This window comes from Halobacterium litoreum, assembly GCF_021233415.1.
GTDB lineage: Archaea > Halobacteriota > Halobacteria > Halobacteriales > Halobacteriaceae > Halobacterium > Halobacterium litoreum.
Genome location: NZ_CP089466.1, coordinates 2,428,242 through 2,450,043, shown reverse-complemented (window position 1 = coordinate 2,450,043; position 21,802 = coordinate 2,428,242). Strand labels below are relative to the sequence as shown.

Annotated in this window: 13 protein-coding genes, 1 tRNA gene and 2 rRNA genes; 11 read left to right on the top strand and 5 right to left on the bottom strand. The window is 65.6% G+C overall.

Annotated features, from left to right (window positions below):
- Position 1: 1 nt before the first annotated feature.
- From LT972_RS13435 to lipA, 3 genes are all read right to left on the bottom strand, one after another.
- Entirely contained in the window at positions 2-976 is a 975-nt protein-coding gene (locus LT972_RS13435; protein ID WP_232570888.1) for an alpha-ketoacid dehydrogenase subunit beta, read from the bottom strand.
- A gap of 1 nt (position 977) precedes the next feature.
- Positions 978-2,060 carry a pyruvate dehydrogenase (acetyl-transferring) E1 component subunit alpha gene (gene pdhA / locus LT972_RS13430; protein WP_232570887.1) on the bottom strand — a complete coding sequence of 361 codons (1,083 nt, stop codon included), beginning with the start codon at positions 2,058-2,060 and terminating at the stop codon, positions 978-980.
- Between the two features lie 305 nt (positions 2,061-2,365).
- Positions 2,366-3,304: a lipoyl synthase gene (gene lipA / locus LT972_RS13425; RefSeq protein WP_232570886.1), complete on the bottom strand. Its 939-nt coding sequence runs from the start codon at positions 3,302-3,304 to the stop codon at positions 2,366-2,368.
- Between the two features lie 125 nt (positions 3,305-3,429).
- On the opposite strand from lipA, the gene LT972_RS13420 reads away from it, so the two are divergent.
- From LT972_RS13420 to pheT, 7 genes are all read left to right on the top strand, one after another.
- The gene (locus tag LT972_RS13420; RefSeq protein ID WP_232570885.1) at positions 3,430-4,821 is read left to right on the top strand and encodes an MATE family efflux transporter; all 1,392 of its coding nucleotides are present in this window, start codon (positions 3,430-3,432) and stop codon (positions 4,819-4,821) included.
- A 36-nt stretch (positions 4,822-4,857) separates the two neighbouring features.
- Positions 4,858-7,194 carry a DEAD/DEAH box helicase gene (locus tag LT972_RS13415; protein ID WP_232570884.1) on the top strand — a complete coding sequence of 779 codons (2,337 nt, stop codon included), beginning with the start codon at positions 4,858-4,860 and terminating at the stop codon, positions 7,192-7,194.
- Between the two features lie 73 nt (positions 7,195-7,267).
- Complete coding sequence (locus LT972_RS13410) at positions 7,268-8,005, top strand: endonuclease NucS domain-containing protein (protein ID WP_232570883.1); 738 nt, start codon at positions 7,268-7,270, stop codon at positions 8,003-8,005.
- 23 nt (positions 8,006-8,028) lie between these two features.
- The gene (gene endA / locus LT972_RS13405; protein ID WP_232570882.1) at positions 8,029-9,060 is read left to right on the top strand and encodes a tRNA-intron lyase; all 1,032 of its coding nucleotides are present in this window, start codon (positions 8,029-8,031) and stop codon (positions 9,058-9,060) included.
- Positions 9,057-10,601, top strand: coding sequence for a tryptophan--tRNA ligase (locus LT972_RS13400; protein ID WP_232570881.1), 1,545 nt, complete (start codon positions 9,057-9,059; stop codon positions 10,599-10,601). Before endA ends, LT972_RS13400 begins: the two co-directional genes overlap by 4 nt.
- A 260-nt stretch (positions 10,602-10,861) precedes the next feature.
- Positions 10,862-12,370 carry a phenylalanine--tRNA ligase subunit alpha gene (gene pheS / locus LT972_RS13395; protein ID WP_232570880.1) on the top strand — a complete coding sequence of 503 codons (1,509 nt, stop codon included), beginning with the start codon at positions 10,862-10,864 and terminating at the stop codon, positions 12,368-12,370.
- A complete protein-coding gene (pheT, locus tag LT972_RS13390; protein WP_232570879.1) occupies positions 12,370-14,085 on the top strand; it encodes a phenylalanine--tRNA ligase subunit beta in 1,716 nt (571 codons plus the stop codon). The genes pheS and pheT overlap by 1 nt, the downstream gene beginning before the upstream one ends.
- Positions 14,086-14,136: 51 nt before the next feature.
- On the opposite strand, the gene LT972_RS13385 is transcribed toward pheT, so the two are convergent.
- Complete coding sequence (locus LT972_RS13385) at positions 14,137-15,186, bottom strand: quinone-dependent dihydroorotate dehydrogenase (RefSeq protein ID WP_232570878.1); 1,050 nt, start codon at positions 15,184-15,186, stop codon at positions 14,137-14,139.
- A gap of 5 nt (positions 15,187-15,191) precedes the next feature.
- Positions 15,192-15,389: an AbrB/MazE/SpoVT family DNA-binding domain-containing protein gene (locus LT972_RS13380; protein WP_232570877.1), complete on the bottom strand. Its 198-nt coding sequence runs from the start codon at positions 15,387-15,389 to the stop codon at positions 15,192-15,194.
- Between the two features lie 230 nt (positions 15,390-15,619).
- On the opposite strand from LT972_RS13380, the gene LT972_RS13375 reads away from it, so the two are divergent.
- The 4 genes from LT972_RS13375 (at position 15,620) to LT972_RS13360 (ending at position 21,746) form a co-directional block, all read left to right on the top strand.
- Positions 15,620-15,931: a non-histone chromosomal MC1 family protein gene (locus LT972_RS13375; RefSeq protein ID WP_232570876.1), complete on the top strand. Its 312-nt coding sequence runs from the start codon at positions 15,620-15,622 to the stop codon at positions 15,929-15,931.
- An 872-nt stretch (positions 15,932-16,803) separates the two neighbouring features.
- A 16S ribosomal RNA gene (locus tag LT972_RS13370) occupies positions 16,804-18,276 on the top strand.
- A gap of 111 nt (positions 18,277-18,387) precedes the next feature.
- Positions 18,388-18,459 (top strand) — tRNA-Ala (locus LT972_RS13365).
- A 371-nt stretch (positions 18,460-18,830) separates the two neighbouring features.
- Positions 18,831-21,746, top strand: a 23S ribosomal RNA gene (locus tag LT972_RS13360).
- Together the 16S and 23S rRNA genes with 1 tRNA gene alongside form the textbook arrangement of a ribosomal RNA operon.
- Positions 21,747-21,802: the final 56 nt, after the last annotated feature.

Genomic DNA, 21,802 nt, shown 5'->3' with positions numbered 1-21,802 from the left:
CTCAGAACTCGAACGCCTCGCGGATGCCCGACTCGATGCGCTCGGGCTCGGGCAGGTAGTAGTCTTCGAGCGCCGCCAGCGGGAACGGCACGTCGAACCCGGTGATGCGCTCTATCGGTGCCTCCTGGTAGAGGAGCGCTTCCTCCTGTAGGGTCGCGGTAATCTCCGCGCCGACGCCGCAGGTGTTGGGCGCCTCGTGGACGATGGCCGCTCGACCCGTCTTCTTGAACGACTCGACGACCGTGTCGAAGTCGATGGGACTCAGGCTCCGGAGGTCCACGACCTCCACGTCGATGTCCTCGATGTTGTCCGCCGCCTCCATCGCCGGACGCGTCATCGCACCCCACGTGAACACGGAGACGTCGGACCCCTCGCGGCGCACCGCGGCCTCCCCGAGTTCGACCTCGTAGGGGTCGTCGGGGACCTCCTCGCGGAACGCGCGGTAGATCTTCTTCGGCTCGAGGAAGATGACCGGGTCCGGGTCGCGAATCGCCGAAATCAGCATCCCCTTCGCGTCGTACGGCGTCGACGGCATCGCGACCTTCAGGCCGGCCTCGTGGACGTAGAACGCCTCCTTCGACTCGGAGTGGTGCTCGGGCGCGCGGATGCCGCCGCCCATCGGCGCTCGCAGCACCATCGGGCACGTGAACCGGCCGCGACTCCGCGTGCGGAGGCGGGCCATGTGGCTCACGATCTGGTCGAAGCCCGGGTACATGAACCCGGAGAACTGAATCTCCGGCACCGGCTTCAGGCCGTACGCGGCCATCCCGACCGCGGTGCCGATGATTCCCGATTCGGCCAGCGGCGTGTCGATGACGCGCTCGTCGCCGAACTCGTCGAAGAGTCCCTCGGTCGCGCGGAACACGCCGCCGTTCTTCCCGACGTCCTCGCCCATCACGAGCACGTCGTCGTCTTCGGCCATCTCGTCGCGGAGGCCGTCCCGTACCGCCTGCACCAGCGTTAGATTCTCGCTCATATTAGTCCTCCAGTAGTGCCTCGTCGCCGTGTTCCGCTCGAATCGATTCGAACCAGTCGAGTTGCTGTTCGAGGCGCTGTGGCATGTCCGCGTAGACGTTCTGGAACATCTCCACGGGGTCCGGCCGCGGCGTCTCCTCGGCGGCCTCGATGGCCGCCGCGACGTCGTCCTCGATGTCGGCCTCGATGGCCTCGACGTCGTCGTCGTCGAGTCGGTCGGTGTTCTTCAGGAACGTCTCCAGTCGCGGGAGCGGGTCCTTCGCCTTCCACTCCTCGACTTCCGCCTCGTCGCGGTACACCGACGGGTCGTCCGCCGTGGTGTGTGCGCCGAAGCGGTACTGCACCGCCTCGACGAGCGTCGGACGGAGTTCGTCGTCGTCGGGGTTCTTCGCCTTCTGCAGGGCGTCTTTCGTCACCTTGTAGACGGCCAGCGGGTCCATCCCGTCGACCTGCACGCCCTCGAAGCCGTACGCTTCGGCCTTCTGGGCGATGGTCTCGGACGCCGTCTGGCGCTCCCGGGGCACCGAAATCGCCCACTGGTTGTTGTTACAGAAGAACACGTTCGGCGTGTCGAAGACGCCCGCGAAGTTCAGGCCCTCGTGGAAGTCGCCTTCGCTGGTGGCGCCGTCGCCGAAGTAACAGAGGAACGCCTTGTCCTCCTCGTCGCGGAGCTTCGACGCCCACGCCAGTCCGGTGGCGTGTGGAATCTGGGACGCGATGGGCACCGCGACGGTGAAGATGTTCGCGTCCTCGGGCACGCTGTTCCCGCGCTCGTCGCCCATCCAGTACAGGAGGGTGTCTTTCAGCGGGAGGCCGCGGACGAGCGCGGCGCCGTGCTCGCGGTAACTCGGCACCATCCAGTCGTCCTCCGCGAGCGCGAACGCGGAGCCGATCTGTGCGCCCTCCTGTCCGGAGAGCGGCGGGTAGGTGCCGATGCGCCCCTGTCGCTGGAGGCTCACGGCGCGCTCGTCGAAGCGGCGAGCGAGTTTCATCTGTCGATACATCTCCACGAGCTCGTCGTCGCTGAGGTCTGGGACCTCGGCGCCGTCTACGAGCTCGCCGTCCTCGTCGAGTACCCGAACCATGTCGTCGGGTGCTCGGTGAACAGTCTCAGTCACGGGTACCCCCGTCCTGACATGTGCGGAGGGTCAACCCCTGCGACCATAGGGTTTTCGTAACAATCGTTCCCACGAGTCAGCGTCTGCGCACATTCCGCAACTCTCGTCCAGTAGTCGCCCGGACAACCGACCGAACGGACAGAAAAGAACCATTCATTCGCCAGAATCGGAACAAACGTCGCACGATACGGGTTTCGGTTGGACGGGCGTCCGGTCGCGACGGCACGTGCCGGCTAACTCCGCCGCTCACCGAGTACGCCTCCGCCCGTCGGTCAGTCCGAGGCGCTGCGCTGTCGCGCTTCCTTCCGCGCTGCCTCGATGCTCTTCCCCTCGCGGAGCACGGCGTCGACGAAGAGTTCGCCGGCCTTGTACGACGAGCGCACCATGGGGCCCGACGCACAATAGAGGAAGTCGAACTCCTCTTCTGCGACCCGGCGCCACGTCTCGAACTTCTGGGGGTGGACGTAGTCCTCGACGTCGAGGTGGGAGCGACTCGGCTGGAGGTACTGGCCGAGTGTCACCACGTCCACGCCGACCTCCCGCAGGTCGCCGAGGGTCTGGTACACCTCGTGGTCGTACTCGCCGACGCCGAGCATCACACTCGTCTTCGTGTAGATGTCGGACTCCCGGTTCACCTGGTCGAGTACCTGGAGGGACTGCTCGTAGCCGGCGCGGCGGTCCCGGACCGGGAACTGCCGGCGCTCGACGGTCTCGACGTTGTGCGCGATGACGTCGGGGTCCGCGTCGATGATCTTCCGAACGAGGTCTTCCTCGCCCTGGAAGTCCGGAATCAGCACTTCGACCAGAATGCCGGGGTCGCGGTCTTTGATTTCGCGAATCGTCTGCGCGAAGTGGCCGGCGCCCTGGTCGTCCAAGTCGTCGCGGTCCACCGAGGTCAGGACCACGTAGTCGAGCCCGATTTCCGCGACGGACTCCGCGACGTTCGCGGGCTCCTCGGGGTCTAAGGCCTCCATCCCGCCGGTCTTCACGTCGCAGAAGTTACAGCCCCGTGAGCACCGGTCGCCCATCAGCATGAACGTCGCGGTGCCAGGGCCGTTCCGGCCGCTCCAACACTCCCCGAGGTTCGGACACGACGCCTCCTCGCAGACAGTGTGGAGGTCGTTCTCGCGGAGCGTCTCCTTGATGTCCGTGAACCGTTCCCCGGACGGCGGCCGCATCTTCAGCCAGTCCGGCTTGCGCCGACCGCTCATATCCCCTCCTTCGGCGGCCACCGCTAAAACGGTGCGGATTGTCGCGCTCGCCCCCGCCGACAGCGCGCACACCCCGTATGTTAAAGAGGGACAAAACCACTATTAATTCAACGACAACTCGAAAAATGTTCGACGTTTCGAAAGAGGATATTACCGAGGGGTCACTGTCGCGAGCGCTCGCCGTGCTCGCCGCCCCGCTCGTCGCCCAGCAGGTCGTCGTCGCCCTCGGCGCCGTCGTCGACATCTTCTGGCTCGGGCGCGTGAACGAGGCCGCCGTCGCCGCCGTCGGCCTCGTCGTCCCCGTCTACGCGCTCATCTCGCTGCCGGTGATGGCGTCGTACACCGGCGCCCAGATTCTCACCGCACAGAGCGTCGGCGCCGACGAACACGGCCGCGCGACCCGTCTCCCGGTCCACGGCGCCGTCCTCGGTGCCGTCCTCGCGTTCGTGCTCGCCGCCCTCGTCACGGTCGTCGCGCCCGACATCGTCGGCCTGCTCGGCGCCGACGACGACGTGTTCGGGTACGCCGTCACGTACCTCTCGACGTACATGTTCGCGTACGTCCCGATAGCCATCAGCGACGGGCTCGAAGGCGGCTTCGTCGGCTGGGGCGACTCCGGCACCGCGTTCGCGCTGAACGCGGTGAACATCGTCGTGAACGCCGTCCTCGACCCCTTCCTCATCTTCGGCTGGGGGCCGTTCCCCGAGTGGAGCGTGTTCGGCGCCGCCGTCGCCAGCATCGTCGGCGTCACCGTCAGCGCCGTGCTCGCGGTCGCCGTCGCCGCCAGCGGCCGCCGCCAGTTCGCCGTCTCCCGGAGCGACCTCCGCGTCCGCTCGTCGCTGTTCCGCGAGATTCTGGCCGTCGGCGGCCCGGTCGGCCTCCAGAACGCCGGTCGACAGGCGGCCCGCCTCGGCATGGTCGCCGTCATCTCCATCGCCGGGTCGACCGCCGCGCTCGCCGCGTACAACGTCGGCGCGCAACTCGCGACCATCGCGTTCGTCCCCGCCAGCGGCCTCGCCAACGCCGCCACCACCGTCGTCGGGCAGAACCTCGGCGCCGACCGCCCCGACCGCGCGCGCCGGGCGACGTGGCTCTCGGTCGGCGTCGCCGTCGTCGCGCTCCTCGGCGTCGGCGCCCTCCAGCTCGCCTACCCGGCGCGCATCGCCGAGACGTTCGCGCCCGCACTCGACGGCGCCGGCCTCCGCCTCACCGTCGAATACTTGGAGATTCTCGCGCTCGGCTACTGGGCGCTCGGCGCCATCTACACGCTCGAATCCGGGTTCAACGGCGCGAGCAGAACGAGTGTTAGCATGTACGCGACGCTCGTCCAGTACTGGGGGATACGGCTCCCGATAGCCGCCTTCGGCGTGTTCGTGTTCAACTACACGGTGCTCGCGGCGTTCTGGGCGGTGACGCTGTCGAACGTCGCGGCCGCCGTCGGCCTCGCCGTCTACTTCTGGCACTCCACCGACGACGGTATGCTCCGGCGCGCCGCGTCGACGGCCGCGGCGGACTAGAAACGCCTATCCGCGCCCCGGCCAATCCACGTCCTGATGGAAGTCGCCGAGGTCGTCCCGGAGTTCGCCGAGGCCTTTCCCTTCGACGAGTTCAACGAGATGCAACGCGAGGCGGTGCCCGCGCTCTTGGACTCGGACGCCAACGTCGTGGCGTCCGCGCCGACCGGGAGCGGGAAGACCGCACTCGCGGAACTCGCCATCTGTCAGACCCTCGACGCCGGCGGGACGGCGCTGTTCGTCGCGCCCCTTCGCGCGCTCACCAACGAGAAAGAAGACGAGTGGGAGCGCTTCGAGGATTTGGGCTACTCGGTGTACGTCGTCACGGGCGAACGCGACCTGAACCCGCGCCGCGCGGAGCGCGCGGACGTGCTCGTGATGACGCCCGAGAAGGCGGACTCGGCGACCCGGAAACACGACTCGCCCCGTTATTCGTTCGTCACCGACGTGGACTGCGTGGTCATCGACGAGGTCCACCTGCTCGATTCGGAGAAGCGCGGGAGCGTGCTCGAAGTCGTCGTCTCGCGCCTGCGCCGGCTCTGTGACCCGCGCGTGGTGGCGCTGTCGGCGACGATGCCGAACATCGACGACGTGGCCGAGTGGCTCGACGCCACGCCCGAGACCACCTTCGAGTTCGGCGACGAGTACCGGCCCGTCGACCTGCACGCGGGCGTGCGGACGTACACGCACGGCGACAACCCGTTCGCGGACAAGTACCGACGGCTGTTCACCGCGCTCGACCTCGCGGAGCCGCACTTGCGCGAGGACGGGCAGTCGCTCGTGTTCGTCTCCTCCCGGCAGGACACCGTGCAGGCGGCGAAGAAGACCAGGGACGAAATCGGCGAGCGCGACATCCCCGTCGGGTCGCGGGGTGACTACGAGTTCCACACCGACGCCGAGGAACTGGACAACGCGACCCTGCGGAAGTCCGTGCTGGACGGCGTGGCGTTCCACCACGCCGGCCTCTCGACCCACGACAAGAACCTCGTCGAGGAGTGGTTCCGCGAGGGAAAGATTCGCGTCCTGTTCTCCACGTCGACGCTCGCGTGGGGCGTCAATCTGCCGGCGCGCTGTGTCGTCATCCGGGACACCAAACTCCACGACCCCCTCGAAGGCGAGGTGGACATGAGCCCCCTCGACGTGCTCCAGATGCTCGGGCGCGCGGGCCGCCCCGGCTACGACGACGTGGGCTACGGCTGGGTCGTCTGTGACTCCTCGGACGCCGACAAGTACCGCGAACTGCTCCGGGAGGGCAAGGAGATAGAGAGCCGCCTCGACGGCAACCTCGCCGAGCACCTGAACGCCGAAATCGCGATGGGCACCATCCGCGGGCTCGGCGACGTGATGGAGTGGCTGGAGACGACGTTCTACTACCGGCGCGCGCAGTCCGCGCCCGACGACTACGACTTCCCGAACCTCAAGGAGCGCGTCCGCGAGACCCTCGACGCCCTCGTCGAGGACGGCTTCGTGGAGACCGACGACGACCTCGGCCTCTCCGCGACTCGGCTGGGGGTGCTCGCCTCGACGTACTACCTCCGCCTCGACACCGCCCGCGAGTTCGAGGCGGTCGCCACCGACGACGCCGACGCGGACGGCATCCTGCGCGCCGTCGCGAACGCCGGCGAGTTCGACTCCGTGAGCGCCCGACAGTCCGAGCGCGACGCCATCGACCGCGTACTTGGCCACGCCGGCGACGAGATGGACGACGGCCCGCGGAAGGTGTACGCCATCCTCCGCGGGAGCATGGACGGCTCGGTCCCGCCGGAACTGCGCTCGGACGCGTGGGTCATCAAGCAGAACGCGCTCCGCCTGCTCGCCGCGCTCGGCGCGTTCTTCGACCGGTACGACGACCCCGCGGGCGCGAACGCCGCCGCCCGCCTCGAAGCCCGCATCGACACCGGCGTCCCCGAGGATGCCGTCGGCCTCACCGCCCTCGACGGCGTGGCGGCGGGGCGCGCGCACAAACTCCACGACGAGGGCATCGAGACGCCCGCCGACGTTCGGGACGCCGGCGTCTCCGGCCTCGCGGACGCCGGCCTCTCCGAGGGCGTCGCCGAGAGCGTCCTCGGACAGGCCGCCGGGATGCCCGCCGTCTCGGTGGACTGGGGCGACTTCCCCGAGTCAATCGCGGTCGGCGAGAACGAGATGTGCGAGGTCGCCGTGCGCAACGACGGCGGCGCCACGCCCGTCGGCGTCCGCGTCACCGTCAACGGCGTCGAGATGACCGAGACCTCGGGCTATCTGGACGACGCCGTCACCGCGCCCGTCGGCGTGTTCGGTGCGGACGCCGACGAACTCACGTTCGAAGTCACCGTCTCCTTCGCTGACCTCCCCCTGCTCCCGGTCACCGACACGCGGACCGTCGCCGTCGAGTAGCCGGCTCTGTCGAGCGAACCGTCGCCGAGGCGACGGCGTAAGTTCAAGTGCGAGACCGGGACCAACCCGGCTTATGCAGGACGCGATTCGCGTACTCGCCGGCGAGTGCGCCGTGCGCTACGAGGCGGGCGGCGAGACCGAACGCACCCTCCGCGGCGACGTGGTGGTACTCGTGAAGCCCGACGACACCGTGCTCGTCCACGACAGCGACGGCTACCAGCCAGCGGCGTGGCTCACCCGTCCCGGCGTCGTCCGGTACACGCGGGACGCCCGCGGCTTCCGCCTCGACGCCGCCGACGGCGACGAACGCCTCGTCGTGGAGAGCGCCACCGAACACGGCGACGCCCACTACCCCGCCTCGCCCGCCGGCCCGCCGGTCGGCACCTGTGGCTGCGAGGGGACGCTCGTCCGCGACGGCGGGCGGGTCGTCTGCGTGGACTGCCGCGCGCAGTACGCCATCCCCCGGGACGCCGCCGTCGTCGGGGAGACCTGTGAGGACTGCGGGCTCCCCCTGCTTCGGGTGGAACGCGGCGTCGAAGTGACGGCGTGTCTCGACCGCGACTGCGAACCCATCGCGGACGCCGTTCGGGGCGCCGTCGGCGACTGGACGTGTCGCTGCGGCGGCGGCCTCTCCGTCGAAGCCGACCGCGGCCTCCACGCCGCCTGCGAGGACTGCGGTGCCCGCCACCGTCTCCCCAGGGGCACGGCCGCGGACGACAGCGACTGCGACTGTGGCTTCCCCGCGTTCGACACCCGCGACGGCCCGCGGTGTCTCGACGCGGACTGTGCGCGCGCACCGCAGTCGCTTTGAGTGTCGGCCCGCGTTGTCCCGGTATGGACGGCGACCTACGCGGCGACGAGGTACGCGTCGGCGGGGACGCGCGCCAGCGCTTCCACGACTCCCGCGGGTACGGCTACCCGCTGGACGGCAACGCCATCTCGCTCTCGCTCGTCGAGGCCGCCCACCTCCTGTTCCGCGGCGACCTCGATTCCGTCGACGGGATGGACTTCCGCACGTTTCTGGCGGGCCGCGACGCCGGGTTCACCGCGCGCTTCCTCGTCTACGCGGACCTCCGGGACCGAGGGTTCTACCTCGCGCCCGACCGCGACCCGTGGTGGAGCGACCCCGGCGACGGCGACTTCGTCGTGTTCCCGCGCGGGAAGGGCCCGAACGACGGCGACGTGAAACACCGCGTGCGCGTCGTCGACGAGCGCACCGACGTGCCCAGCGACGACCTCGGCGGCGAAGTGCTCGCCGTCGTCGACGAGGAGAGCGAAATCACGTACCTCGACGTGACCCGCGAGGACCCCGCGGGCGACACCGCCTTCGACCCGCCGGAGGGCGTCGAAGCCGTTTTGCTTGACGACCGCGTGCTCGTCTGGGAGCCGCCCGCCGACCTCCACGAAATCGGCTTCTACGGCCAACCGCTCGGCGGGCGCGCGTCGGACTACGACGCGCTCCAACTCTCCCTGCTGGAAGCCGCGTACCTCGCGGCGTCGGGCGCGCTCGCCTTCGCGGACGCGGACGTAGAGGACGTCATCGAGCGCGGCCGGGACACCGAGGGCGACCACTTCGACCGCCGCCTCCGGGTCTACCGCGCGCTCCGGGATAGGGGGATGGTCCCCAAGACCGGGTTCAAGTTCGGCGCCGACTTCCGGGTGTACGCCGACGTGGAGTCGGTCGACGACCTCGGCCACTCCGAGTTGCTCGTGCGCGTGCTCCCAGAGGGCCACGTGTTCACGCCGCGGGACCTCTCCCTGGACGTGCGCCTCGCCCACGGCGTCCGCAAGCGAATGGTTTTTGCGCTCGACAGCACCAGTGAGGACACGATTCGCTGGCTCTCCGTCAGTCGACTGACGCCATGACCGACAACGACACCACCCAGACGGCAGGCGCCGACGACGTCGCACTCGACCCGTGGGGCTCCTCGACCATCGACGACTACCGCAAGCTCTTCGAGGAGTTCGGCATCGAAGCGTTCGAGGACGTCTTAGACGAGGTGCCGACCCCCCACTACCTGATGCGGCGAGCCATCATCTTCGGCCACCGCGACTACCGCCGGGTCGCCGACGCGATGCGCAACGACGACCCGTTCGCTGCCCTCTCCGGGTTCATGCCGACGGGCGACCCCCACATCGGGCACAAGATGGTGTTCGACGAAATCATCTGGCACCAACAGCAGGGCGGGGACGCGTACGCGCTCATCGCCGACCTCGAAGCCCACGCGGCCCGCGGCCTGACGTGGAGCGAAATCGACGACCACGCCGAGGACTACCTCCTCAGCCTGCTCGCCCTCGGCTTCGACCCCGAGGACGGCGAACTCTACCGGCAGTCCGAGAACCGCGAACTCCAGGACTTGGCGTTCGAACTCGGCGCCGAGGCGAACTTCTCGGAGTTCGAGGCCATCTACGGCTTCGGCGGCGAGACGGACGTCTCCCACATGCAGAGCGTCGTCACCCAGATGGCGGACATCCTCTACCCCCAACTGGACGAACCCAAGCCGACGGTCATCCCGGTCGGTCCCGACCAGGACCCCCACGTCCGCCTCGCCCGCGACCTCGCGGAACGCACGCGCTTCTTCAAAGTCACCGAGGCGTACGCGAGCGTCGCGTTCGACGACGACGAGCGCCCGGTCGTTCGCGCCGCCTACGACGCCCGCGACGCGTACGCCGACGACCCCGAGACGCCGCGGTGCACGGAGGCCGCCGACTGGCTTCAGAGCGACGACGCGACCGCCGGCTTCGACGACGAGACGGTCGGCAGCGTCGTCCAGAAGTTGGAGAACGCCGGCATGGAACCGCTCCGACCACGCGTCCGCTTCTTCGACCGGCAGGCGACCGACGAGGCCTTCGACGCGCTCATCGACGCCATCGACGGCGAGAAGCGCGTCTTCGAGGGGCACGTCGACGCCTTCGACATGAGCCACGAGACGGCCGAGGACCTCGCGCTCGGCGTCGAAGTCGACCACGGCGGCTACGGCTTCGTGCCGCCGTCCTCGATTTACCACCGCTTCATGACCGGGCTGACGGGCGGGAAGATGTCCTCCTCGATTCCCGCGAGTCACATCAGCCTCCTCGACGACCCCGAGGAGGGCTACGACAAGGTCAAGGCCGCGACGACGGGCGGCCGCGACACCGCCGAGGAACAGCGCGAACTCGGCGGCGAAGCCGACGACTGCCCGGTGTACGAACTGTACGCATACCTGCTCGCGGGCGACGACGACGCGGTCGCCGAAGAAGTGTACTCGGAGTGCGTGAACGGCGAACGCCTCTGTGGCGGGTGCAAGGAGCAGGCCGCCGAACTGATGGAAGAGTTCCTCGAAGACCACCAGGAGAAACGCGAGGAGGCCCGCGAGGTGCTCGACGACCTCGACATCGTGTTGGACTCCTCGCGCGCACGGACGTAGACGGGCGCGAGCGAGGAGCACGCTGCGGAACGCTTCCTGCGGAACGTTTTTGCCGGGCCGCGCCATGCTCTCGCACATGGCGTCCGAACCCCACGCCGGATGCACGGACGGTGAGCCAGCGGCAGCGACGGGGTTCGGGTTCTTCTTCGCCTGAACGCGGGGCGGACGCCGACCCGGGGTCGACGCTCCGGGACGGCCGAAACCACGCGTTCGGGTGCGGTTCGGAACGGATAACTGACTGCCACACACGCCTACGCACAATGAAACTGCCAGCACAGCAGGTCGCGGTGCTCGAAGCGGCGAGCGCCGACGACCCACGACGAATCGAGGACCTCGCGGCGGACACCGAGTACCCGCCCGAGACGGTGGCGGGCGCGGCGTTCGAACTCGAAGACGCCGGGCTCGTCGCCGTCACTGAGGAGACGACCGACGAGGTCGAACTGACTGACGAGGGACGCGAGTACGCAGCCGAGGGCCTGCCCGAGGTACGCCTCTACGAGGCCGCCCTCGAACAGGGCGCCGACGAGGACGCCGTCCAGATGGGACGCGTCATCGGCGCGTCCGGCCTCGAAGGCCCGCAAGTGGACATCGCGCTCTCGAACTACGCCCGGAAGGGGTACGGCTCAATCGACAGCGGCGAACTCACCGCGGACCCCGACGCCGACCCCGACAGCGACCCCGAGGCCGCCGCGCTCACGTCGCTCGCCGACGGCGAATCGGTCGCCGACAGCGACGTACTCGGCCAACTCGAACGCCGCGACCTCGCGGTCGTCCGCGAGCGCACCGCGCGCTCCGTCCAACTCACGGAGGCCGGCGTCACCGAACTGATGGCGGGCGTCGAAGCCAGCGAGCAGGTCGGCGAACTCACGCCCGAGATGCTCGCGTCCGGCGAGTGGCGGGACGCCGACTTCGCGGAGTACAACGTCGAAGCCGACGCCGCCGAGTACCAGGGCGGGAAGGTTCACGTCCTCCGGCAGGCCGCCGAGCGCGTGAAGGAGGTCTTGGTGGGGATGGGATTCCAGGAGATGGAGGGCCCGCACGTCGACGCGGACTTCTACATCAACGACTGCCTGTTCATGCCACAGGACCACCCGGCGCGCAACCACTGGGACCGGTTCGCGCTGTCGAACCCCGAGAAAATCGGCGACCTGCCCGCCGACCTCGTGGAGCGCGTCGAACGCGCCCACCGCGAGGGCGTCGGCGACGACGGCGACGGCTACCACTCCCCGTGGGACGAGGACTTCGCGCGTGCGCTCGCGCTCCGCGGGCACACGACGAGTCTCACCGCCCGGTACCTCTCCGGGATGGCCGACGAGGAGGTAGAGGCGCCGGCACGGTACTTCAGCGTCGAGAAGGCCTACCGGAACGACACCCTCGACGCCACCCACCTGCTGGAGTTCTTCCAAATCGAGGGCTGGGTGCTCGCCGACGACCTCTCGGTCCGGGACCTGATGGGTACCTTCCGGGAGTTCTACGGCGAGTTCGGCATCCACGACCTCCAGTTCAAGCCGACGTACAACCCCTACACGGAGCCGTCCTTCGAGCTGTTCGGCCGGCACCCCGAGACCGGGGAACTCATCGAAATCGGGAACTCCGGCATCTTCCGCCCGGAGATGCTCGAACCGCTGGACGTAGAGGGCGACGTGATGGCGTGGGGGCTCGCACTGGAGCGACTGCTCATGCTGATGACCGGCTTCGAGGACATCCGGGACGTCCACGGGACGCTGTGTGACCTCGACTTCCTGCGGGACGCGGAGGTGGTGTACTGATGCCCGTCGTCGACATCGACCCCGACGAACTCCGCCGACTCACCGGTCACACCGACAAGAGCGACGACGACCTCAAGGACGACCTCTTCGGCCTCGGCATCGAGTACGAGGGCGAGACCGAGGACGGCGAGTTCAAACTCGAATTCGAGGCCGACCGCCTCGACCGCCTCTCTGTCGAGGGCATCGCGCGCTCGCTTCGCTACCACTACGGCGACGACCGCGGCGTCTACGCCCCCGACACCAACGGCGCCGAGTGGACTATCCAGGTCGAAGACGTGCCCGATGAACGCCCGTACGTGACTGGCGCGGTCATCCGGGGCGTCGACCTCGACGAGGACGCGCTGGACTCGCTCATCCAACTGCAGGAGAAACTCCACGCGACGATGGGCCGCAAGCGCGCGAAGGGCGCCATCGGCATCCACGACCTCGCGATGCTGAAAGGCGGCGCGCTCGGCGACGAAGACACCGGGAACGCAATCCGGTACACGGGAATCGACCCGGACGGCGACAAATTCGTCCCGCTCGACGACGACGCCGAGCGCACGCCCGCCGACGTCCTCACCGAACACCCGACCGGCGAGAAGTTCGCGGACCTGCTCGCGGACTACGACACCTACCCCGCCATCTACGACGACATCGGGCTGTTCAGCTTCCCGCCGGTCATCAACGGCCGCCGAACCGAGGTCACCACGGACTCCCGCGAACTGTTCGTGGAACTCACCGGCACCGACCAGTGGACTATCGACCGGATGTGCGCCATCATCTGCTACGCGCTCGACGCGCGCGGCGCCACCATCGAGGACGTCGCCGTCGAGTACCCCGACCACGAACTCGTCCGCCCGGACCTCGACGTGCGCACCAAGCGCGTCCCCCACGAGCGCGTCGAGACGCTGCTCGGCATCGACCTCGACACCGACGACGTGGTCGACCTCGCCGAGCGCGCGGGACTGGACGCAGAACCTGACACCGTCGGCGACGACGAAATCGAGTACCGCGTCGACGTGCCGCCGTACCGCGTCGACGTCCTCCACCCGGTCGATATCGTGGACGACATCGGGCGCGCGTACGGCTTCAACGAGCTCGTGCCCCGGTACCCCGACGTGAGCACGGTCGGCGGCCGCACCGAGACCTCGCGGCTCGAAGCCGCCGCGCGGCAGGCGCTCGTCGGCCTCGGGTTCGAGGACCTGCTGAACTTCAACATGACCAGCGAGGCCGAGAACTTCGACAGCATGGGACTGTCGCCCGACGACGACGGCGTGGGGGCCGCCGAACCGGCCACCATCTCCGAACCCTACAGCGAGGACTTCACCGTCCTCCGCACGTGGGCGCTCCCGTCGCTCGCCACCGTCTTAGAGAACAACACCCACCGGTCGTACCCGCAGGACCTCGCGGAAATCGGGTTCGCCGCGCACGTCGACGAATCCACGGAGACCGGCGTCGCCGAGCGCCGCACGGTCGCCGCCGTCCTCGCGCGCCACGACGCCTCCTACGAGGACGCCAAGGCGCGCCTCCAGGCGCTCTGCGACGAGTTCCACGTCGACCTGGAGACGCCCGCCACCGAACACCCGTCGTTCATCGACGGGCGGACCGCGAGCGTCGAAATCGACGGCGAGACGGTCGGCGTCATCGGTGAACTCCACCCCGAGGTCATCGTCTCCCACGACGTCGAAGTGCCGGTCGCCGCCTTCGAGTTCGAACTCGACGCACTCCGGTAGAATAGTCGGCGTTCCGCTTTCGCTCCGTTCTCGCGCTCCGTCGCCGGTTCGCTACAGGTCCGCGCCCACGGCGTCCTCGACGGAGTCGAAGCCGTCCCGCTCCAGCAACTCCAGTACGCCCTCGTTGATGGACTTCGCGATGGACGGGCCGCGGTAGACGAGGCCCGTGTACAGTTGGACGACCGACGCGCCCGCGCGAATCTTCTCGTAGGCGTCCTCCGCGGTGAACACGCCGCCCACGCCGACCACCGGGAGGTCCGTGCGTTCGGCCACGAACCTCACCTGTCGGGTCGCGCGCTCCCGAATCGGCTTCCCCGAGAGGCCGCCGCTCTCGGCCGCGTTCGGACTCTCCAGCGTCTCGGGGCGATCGGTCGTCGTGTTCGTCGCGACGATGCCGTCCAACCCCAGTTCGTTCGCGAGGTCGATGGCGTCCACCACGGCGTCCCGGTGGAGGTCCGGTGAGAGTTTCACGAGCAACGGCGCCGCGCCCGCGTCCTGCAGGGCCTCCAGAATCTCCGCCAACTGCTCGCGGTTCTGGAGCTCACGGAGTCCCGGCGTGTTCGGACTGGAGACGTTCACCACGAAGTAGTCGCCTGCGTCCGCCACGCGCTCGTACGTGTACCGGTAATCCCCGGGCGCGTCCTCCAGGGGCGTCACCTTCGACTTCCCGATGTTCACGCCCACGGGCGCGTCCGGAAGCGACTGCTCGTCCAGGCGCTTCCCCACGCGGTCTGCGCCCTCGTTGTTGAACCCCATCCGATTCACCAGCGCCTCGTCCTCCCGCAACCGGAACAACCGCGGACGCTGGTTCCCCGGCTGGCGTTCCGCGGTGACGGCACCGACCTCGACGTGCCCGAAGCCGAGCGCGGCGAGCGCACGCGGCACCTCCGCGTTCTTGTCGAAACCGGCCGCTACACCCACGGGATTGTCGAAGGACTGCCCGAACGCGTCCACCGACAGCCGATCGTCGTCGACCGTGTAGTGTCCCGCGTACGCGCGGTGGACGCCCGCGCGTTGGGCCACCCGGAGCAACCCGGTCGTCGCCTCGTGAATCGTCTCCGGCGGGAGTCGCAGCAACGCCGGTTTCAGGAGTTCGTACATCGCCGCTAGAAGTCGTGTTCCACGTCCTCGGCGTCGGCCTTCTGGATGATTATCTTATCCTCCCGAACGCGAACGAACACCTCGTCGCCGATCTCCAGCCCGGCGACGGAGAGTTCGTCCTCGTGGAGGTTGACGTGGGCGTTGTGGTACTCGCCGTCCTCGCCTTTCGCGCCACTCGGACTGAGCTTCTTCTTGCGAACCATCGCGAGTGTCTACGTTGCCCTTCGCCACAGCCGGTACTTAAACTCTTCCGACCGGTTCGTGGACCGTTCCGCCGTCGTCCGGCCGCGTCGCACTCGCGGACGCCCGCGTCGAAACCGACCGGTATCGTACCGCTCTCCCCCGAAACGCGCGAACACACATATAAACATTACGCCCAAATGGGCGGTATATTTATCACCCGGCCTTGTGTTGGCATGACACGGAGCAAACCATGGTACGTGAAGACGGTAAGCGCAACTTCGCGCTACGAGACGTCGACGGCAACGAGAACAGCGTCTTCAGCGGGAACACGCCACGACAGGCCGCACTCAAGGCGGCTCGCCGGCTCGAAGACGTCGCCGACAGCGAACAACACGCCGAACACCACGAAATTCGCCTCCGAGAGAAAGGCACCGACAAGGTACACATCTACGAAGCGTGGGCCTGGCAGGAGGACGCCCCCAGCGACAAACCCGACTGGATGCCCGGCGACATCACCAAAGCGAACGTCTCCAAACAGGGTATCGAACACGTAGACGCCTGAATCTCCGTCGTATAGTTCATTTTGTCCGCGCGCACGACGCGCAAGCGATTAGTTCGAGAAGTGACTACCCGAAGTCGCGTGGGTACCACTCGGCCCGACCCCACGCACTCGCGGGGGACGACCGGCCGACCTCCGCCCACGCGACACCTCGACGACGAGCTCGTTCTGGTATGCGGTTCCGTATCGAAGCGGGTCTGGTTCGACGGTGTTTTACGTAACCCGGCACTCGGATAGAATGCGAACGACGTGAGGTGGCTCGGTGACCCCGACGCCACTGATTGACGCCTCCGCCCCGTGCGTCGAACCCCTCGCCTTCGGCGAGTCTGGTTCGATGCCCTTAAGTGTAAACGGGCACTCGGATGGAATGCGAACGACGATGAGGTCGTTCGGGTCTCCCGAACGACTGACGCGTGATTCCGATGCCCCTCTTCGAGGGTTCGTCCCGACTCTCACGAGTCGGGTTCGATGCCCTTAAGTAATAACGGGGCGTTGGAGGAAATGCGAACGACAATGAGGTCGCCCGGGGTTCTCCGGGCGACTGACGCATTCCCTCCACGCCTCCACGGTGTCTATCTCGGCTCTCACGAGTCGGGTTCGATGCCCTTAAGTAATAACGGGGCGTTGGAGGAAATGCGAACGTCGTCTCGGGCCGAACCGACTCCGATGGGTTTATTGCCTGTCGGGAGTTACGTTCAGGTCCGAAGGAATGAGGATTCCACACCTGCGGTCCGCCGTACAGATGGAATCTGATGTTAGCCTTGATGGTTTGGTGACATCCAACTGGTCACGACGTACTGTCGTGGCCTGAGGAACCTTGTGTTCCGCCAAACCAGGACTGATAGTCCTGGCCGCTGGGGAGTTTACCCCAGCAAATTCCGGTTGATCCTGCCGGAGGCCATTGCTATCGGAGTCCGATTTAGCCATGCTAGTTGTGCGGGTTTAGACCCGCAGCGGAAAGCTCAGTAACACGTGGCCAAGCTACCCTGTGGATGGGAATAATCTCGGGAAACTGAGGCTAATTCCCAATAACGCTTCACCCCTGGAATGGGTGAAGCCGGAAACGCTCCGGCGCCACAGGATGCGGCTGCGGTCGATTAGGTAGACGGTGGGGTAACGGCCCACCGTGCCCATAATCGGTACGGGTTGTGAGAGCAAGAGCCCGGAGACGGTATCTGAGACAAGATACCGGGCCCTACGGGGCGCAGCAGGCGCGAAACCTTTACACTGTACGCAAGTGCGATAAGGGGACTCCGAGTGCGAAGGCATAGAGCCTTCGCTTTTCTGAACCGTAAGGTGGTTCAAGAATAAGGGCTGGGCAAGACCGGTGCCAGCCGCCGCGGTAATACCGGCAGCCCGAGTGATGGCCGATATTATTGGGCCTAAAGCGTCCGTAGCTGGCCGGACAAGTCCGTTGGGAAATCTGCTCGCTCAACGAGCAGGCGTCCAGCGGAAACTGTTCGGCTTGGGACCGGAAGACCTGAGGGGTACGTCCGGGGTAGGAGTGAAATCCTGTAATCCTGGACGGACCACCGGTGGCGAAAGCGCCTCAGGAAGACGGATCCGACAGTGAGGGACGAAAGCTAGGGTCTCGAACCGGATTAGATACCCGGGTAGTCCTAGCTGTAAACGATGCTCGCTAGGTGTGGCACAGGCTACGAGCCTGTGCTGTGCCGTAGGGAAGCCGAGAAGCGAGCCGCCTGGGAAGTACGTCTGCAAGGATGAAACTTAAAGGAATTGGCGGGGGAGCACTACAACCGGAGGAGCCTGCGGTTTAATTGGACTCAACGCCGGACATCTCACCAGCTCCGACAGTAGTCATGACGGTCAGGTTGATGACCTTACCCGACGCTACTGAGAGGAGGTGCATGGCCGCCGTCAGCTCGTACCGTGAGGCGTCCTGTTAAGTCAGGCAACGAGCGAGACCCGCACTCCTAATTGCCAGCAGTACCCTTTGGGTAGCTGGGTACATTAGGGGGACTGCCGCTGCCAAAGCGGAGGAAGGAACGGGCAACGGTAGGTCAGTATGCCCCGAATGAGCTGGGCAACACGCGGGCTACAATGGTCGAGACAATGGGAAGCCACTCCGAGAGGAGACGCTAATCTCCTAAACTCGATCGTAGTTCGGATTGAGGGCTGAAACTCGCCCTCATGAAGCTGGATTCGGTAGTAATCGCGTGTCAGCAGCGCGCGGTGAATACGTCCCTGCTCCTTGCACACACCGCCCGTCAAAGCACCCGAGTGGGGTTCGGATGAGGCCGGCATGCGCCGGTCGAATCTGGGCTCCGCAAGGGGGCTTAAGTCGTAACAAGGTAGCCGTAGGGGAATCTGCGGCTGGATCACCTCCTAACGTACGGGACCGGGGCGACGCCCCGGCCCACATTTGCGCCGCGACGACGACGTGGCCAGTTGGACACCTACAAACCATCAAGGCTAACGAACCCTCCCAGACGGGAGGTGGGCCCATAGCTCAGTGGTAGAGTGCCTCCTTTGCAAGGAGGATGCCCTGGGTTCGAATCCCAGTGGGTCCATCCCGCTCGGGAGTCATCGCGAACCGTGTCCCTTAAGTGGGAGACGGGGATACGATGAGTCCCAAGCAAGACTGATGCACCGCCCCGCGAGAGCGAGGGTGGGAAGGGTCGATGTACGCTCCCCAGTCACCATGGGGACGTGCGATGACGACCGTGTGTAAGTGCAATCCAGGCGCTCACTGGACTCGACCACCGTGGTCGAGTACCGACTGTTGGTCACATCCGTGACTCAACAGCGCTCACCCATTACGTGGTGAGCATCGCTGACTGTTCTACAGTCAGCATTCATCGTCGTTGACTGCTCTGCAGTCAACATCTCGACCACCTCGTGTGGTTGAGTACCATATCGTCGACTGCTCTGCAGTCGACAACCAACGTGGCTACTGTGCCACCTGGTGGATAGCTCGGCTCGGATGCCGACGAAGGACGTGCCAAGCTGCGATAAGCCTGAGGGAGCCGCACGGAGGCTAAGAACTCAGGATCTCCTAATGGGAATCCCCACCGCAATTGCTTCGCGCAATGGGGAACGGCCGGAATTGAAACATCTCAGTACGGCCAGGAAGAGAAATCGAACGAGACGCCGTTAGTAATGGCGAATGAACGCGGCACAGTCCAAACCGAAGCCTTCTGGGCAATGTGGTGTTCGGACTGACTCTCATCGCGAGAACGTTCACGTGAAGTCTCCTGAAATGGAGTGCGATACAGGGTGACAGCCCCGTAACGTGGACAAGTACTGCGTGCGTCAGCTCCAGAGTAGCGGGGGTTGGAAATCCCTCGTGAAGGTGGCAGGCATCGACTGCCAAGACTAAGTACTCTCCGAGACCGATAGTGAACAAGTAGTGTGAACGAACGCTGAAAAGCACCCCACAAAGGGGGGTGAAATAGGGCTTGAAATCAGGTGGCGATGGAGCGACGGGGCATAAAAGGCCTCACTGGGAACGAGGTAGGTGCAAACCTACAGTAGGACCTGTGAGGAGCCGATGTTCCGTCGTACGTTTTGAAAAACGAGCCAGGGAGTGTGCCTGTTTGACGAGTCTAACCGGAGTATCCGGGGAGGCGTAGGGAAACCGACATGGCCGCAGCATTGCGAGGGCCGCCGTGTTCAAGCGCGGGGAGTCAAACGGGCACGACCCGAAACCCGGTGATCTACGCGTGGGCAAGATGAAGCATGGCGAAAGCCATGTGGAGGTCTGTTAGGGTTGGTGTCTTTCAACACCCTCCCGTGACCTACGTGTAGGGGTGAAAGGCCCATCGAACCGGGCAACAGCTGGTTCCAACCGAAACATGTCGAAGCATGACCTCTGCTGAGGTAGTTCGTGGGGTAGAGCGACCGATTGGGGAGTTCAACTCCGAGAGGAGTTGACTCCCCTGTCAAACTCCGAACCTACGAACGCCGTGGACGCAGGGAATCCGGTGTGCGGGGTAAGCCTGTGCACCGTGAGGGAGACAACCCAGAGTTAGGTTAAGGTCCCAAAGTGCGAGCTAAGTGCGATTGAAGGTGGTCTCGAGCCCTAGACAGCCGGGAGGTGAGCTTAGAAGCAGCTACCCTCTAAGAATAGCGTAACAGCTTACCGGCCGAGGTTCGAGGCGCCCAAAATGATCGGGGCTCAAGTTCGCCACCGAGACCTGACGGCGCGTGTAACAGCGCGATCCAGTAGGTTGGCACTCTGTTCGGGCGGAAGCTCGGGTGAGAACTCGAGTGGACCGAATGGGGAAGAAAATCCTGGCCATAGTAGCAGCGTTAGTCGGGTAAGAATCCCGACGACCGAGAAGAGCAAGGGTTCCTCGGCAATGCTTATCAGCCGAGGGTTAGCCGATCCTAAGGTCCGTCGTAATTCGAGCGGATCAAAAGGGAAACTGGTTAATATTCCAGTGCTACCGTACAGTGAAAGTCGACGCCTCGGGGCAGCTCGAGCCGGGCCATCGCCCGGTCGAACCGTCGAAGTCCGTGGAAGCCGTAATGGCAGGAAGCGGACGAATGACGGGATAGGGAAACTCGAGTCAACCTGGGGCCCGTGAAAAGACGAGTACGGTATTCGTACCGAGATCCGACACAGGTGCTCTGGCAGCGAAAGCCTAGGTCTGTCGGGAACAACCGACGTTAGGGAATTCGGCAAGTTAGTCCCGTAAGTTCGCGATAAGGGATGCCTGCCCAGTGATTGGGCAGGTCGCAGTGTCTCGGAGGCTCCGACTGTCTAATAACAACATAGGTGACCGCAAATCCGCAAGGACGCGTACGGTCACTGAATCCTGCCCAGTGCGGGTATCTGAACACCCAGTACAATGGGGCGAAGGACCCGTTAACGGCGGGGGTAACTATGACCCTCTTAAGGTAGCGTAGTACCTTGCCGCTTCAGTAGCGGCTTGCATGAATGGATCAACGAGAGCCTCACTGTCCCAACGTTGGGCCCGGTGAACTGTACGTTCCAGTGCGGAGTCTGGAGACCCCCAAGGGGAAGCGAAGACCCTATAGAGCTTTACTGCAGGCTGTCGCTGGGACACGGTCGCTGATGTGCAGCATAGGTAGGAGGCGTTACACAGGTACGTGCGCTAGCACGCCACCGAGCCATCAGTGAAATACTACCCGTCAGTGACTGTGACCCTAACTCCGGGAGGAGAACACCGGTAGCCGGGCAGTTTGACTGGGGCGGTACGCGCTCGAAAAGATATCGAGCGCGCCCTAAGCCTATCTCAGCCGAGTCGGAGACTCGGCGAAGAGTGCAAGAGCAAAAGATAGGCTGACAGTGTCCTACACAACGAGGGACGCTGACGCGAAAGCGTGGTCTAGCGAACCAATGAGCCTGCTTGATGCGGGCCATTGCTGACAGAAAAGCTACCTTAGGGATAACAGAGTCGTCACTCGCAAGAGCACATATCGACCGAGTGGCTTGCTACCTCGATGTCGGTTCCCTCCATCCTGCCCGTGCAGAAGCGGGCAAGGGTGAGGTTGTTCGCCTATTAAAGGAGGTCGTGAGCTGGGTTTAGACCGTCGTGAGACAGGTCGGCTGCTATCTATTGGGGGTGTTTTGGTGCTTGACAGGAACGTTCATATAGTACGAGAGGAACTATGAACGGGTGCCACTGGTGTATCGGTTGTCCGAGAGGGCAAGTGCCGAGCAGCTACGCACCACGGGGTAAGAGCTGAACGCATCTAAGCTCGAAACCCACCTGGAAAAGAAGCACCACTGAGGTCACTCGTAGAAGACGAGTTCGATAGACTCGGGGTGTACGCGTCGAGGCAACGAGACGTTCAGCCCGCGAGCACTAACAGACCAATGCCACACACTCATGCACTCACCACATTACGTGGTCGAGTCCAGGCGTTAACTGGATTGCACTTACA

Coding starts and splice junctions, on each gene's coding strand:
- LT972_RS13435 (WP_232570888.1), bottom strand. CDS start 976: ATGAGCGAGAATCTAACGCTGGTGCAGGCGGTACGGGACGGCCTCCGC.
- pdhA (WP_232570887.1), bottom strand. CDS start 2,060: ATGGTTCGGGTACTCGACGAGGACGGCGAGCTCGTAGACGGCGCCGAG.
- lipA (WP_232570886.1), bottom strand. CDS start 3,304: ATGAGCGGTCGGCGCAAGCCGGACTGGCTGAAGATGCGGCCGCCGTCC.
- LT972_RS13420 (WP_232570885.1), top strand. CDS start 3,430: ATGTTCGACGTTTCGAAAGAGGATATTACCGAGGGGTCACTGTCGCGA.
- LT972_RS13415 (WP_232570884.1), top strand. CDS start 4,858: ATGGAAGTCGCCGAGGTCGTCCCGGAGTTCGCCGAGGCCTTTCCCTTC.
- LT972_RS13410 (WP_232570883.1), top strand. CDS start 7,268: ATGCAGGACGCGATTCGCGTACTCGCCGGCGAGTGCGCCGTGCGCTAC.
- endA (WP_232570882.1), top strand. CDS start 8,029: ATGGACGGCGACCTACGCGGCGACGAGGTACGCGTCGGCGGGGACGCG.
- LT972_RS13400 (WP_232570881.1), top strand. CDS start 9,057: ATGACCGACAACGACACCACCCAGACGGCAGGCGCCGACGACGTCGCA.
- pheS (WP_232570880.1), top strand. CDS start 10,862: ATGAAACTGCCAGCACAGCAGGTCGCGGTGCTCGAAGCGGCGAGCGCC.
- pheT (WP_232570879.1), top strand. CDS start 12,370: ATGCCCGTCGTCGACATCGACCCCGACGAACTCCGCCGACTCACCGGT.
- LT972_RS13385 (WP_232570878.1), bottom strand. CDS start 15,186: ATGTACGAACTCCTGAAACCGGCGTTGCTGCGACTCCCGCCGGAGACG.
- LT972_RS13380 (WP_232570877.1), bottom strand. CDS start 15,389: ATGGTTCGCAAGAAGAAGCTCAGTCCGAGTGGCGCGAAAGGCGAGGAC.
- LT972_RS13375 (WP_232570876.1), top strand. CDS start 15,620: ATGGTACGTGAAGACGGTAAGCGCAACTTCGCGCTACGAGACGTCGAC.